The organism is Micromonospora sp. NPDC047620 (genome assembly GCF_043205005.1).
Classification (GTDB): Bacteria; Actinomycetota; Actinomycetes; order Mycobacteriales; family Micromonosporaceae; genus Micromonospora.
The window spans coordinates 1-1,303 of sequence record NZ_JBIDDG010000127.1; the positions used below are offsets into that span (position 1 = coordinate 1).

Here is a 1,303-nt window from a genome sequence, read left to right on the forward strand (position 1 = left end):
CTGTCCGGAGTCAGCCTGGTGACCTCCGACGCGCACGCCGGGCTGGTCGCCGCGATCGGCGCCACGCTGCCGGGCGCGGCCTGGCAACGATGCAGGACGCATTACACGGTGAATTTGATGTCGATCACTCCGAAATCGTCGTGGCCGTGGGTGCGCACGTTGTTGCACTCGGTGTTCGACCAGGCCGACGCCGAATCGGTTACCGCGCAATATGATCGGATGCTCGACGCGCTCGGCGAGAAGCTGCCGAAGGTCGCCGCTCACCTCGACGCTGCACGCGCGGATCTGCTGTCGTTCACCGCGTTTCCGAAACAGATCTGGCGCCAAATCTGGTCGAACAATCCTCAAGAGCGGTTGAACAAGGAAATCCGCAGGCGCACCGACGTCGTCGGGATATTCCCGGACCGCCAAGCCATCATCCGCCTCGTCGGCGCCGTGCTCGCCGAGCAGCACGATGAATGGATCGAAGGCCGCCGCTACCTCGGCCTCGACGTCCTGGCCCGATCCCGCGGCCTCACCGACCCCACCGACGAACAGGAGGACACCACCACTCCAGCACTGACCGCCTGACCGAACAGGATCACGCGGCAATCACCCCGATACACCACGCAATTGGACTTGACCCCGGGCCGCTTGCGGCAGCGAGAGACCCGCGGCAATCACCCCGCAACCCCACCATCACCCTCAACACCACCCACTCACCACATCATCACACCCCCACACATTCACACCCACATCCCACTCATACACATAACCCCAACTCCCCTCTCCCCCATAACCCCTCAACCCCATATCCACACACCACACGCAGACCTCCTGCACTCTGGCTGAGAGTTTCCTTACGACCTGGGGAAACGGCAAGAATTGATACAAACTCAGTCCCTTCCAGCCCTCGTGATCCGAATGTCGTTGGGTGTCTGATGGATACGTGACAGCGACGCTGCACAAAATTCTCGCCGGCACCAGCTACCTGTACTACCAACGCCAGGTAGCCGCCGCCGATGCCACCGACCTCGGCACATCCAGCCTGGCCGACTACTACTCCACCCGCGGCGAAGCACCCGGAACCTGGCACGGCACCGGCCTTGCCTCCCTGGGTATTTCAGTCGGCGACCACGTCACCGAGGACCAGATGCGGTGCCTGTTCGGCCTCGGCCGACATCCCAACGCCACCGCCATCGAATACGAGATCGTCACCGAAGCGATCGCGAAAAGCGCCAAACCCAAAGACGCTGTGCACGCGTCAAAACAAGCCAGCCGACTCGGGACGGCCTTCCCCGCCCGCCTCGGCGACAACACCTTC

2 protein-coding genes are annotated in these 1,303 nt (G+C 62.9%); both read left to right on the plus strand.

What is annotated here, in order from left to right; genetic code table 11:
* Window positions 1-570: transposase (locus ACGF5C_RS34655; protein ID WP_393308623.1), on the plus strand; the 570-nt coding region annotated here is incomplete at its 5' end.
* Window positions 571-928: 358 nt separating this feature from the next.
* Window positions 929-1,303, plus strand: a 375-nt coding sequence (locus ACGF5C_RS34660; RefSeq protein WP_393308625.1) for a relaxase domain-containing protein, incomplete at its 3' end; no start/stop codon positions are given.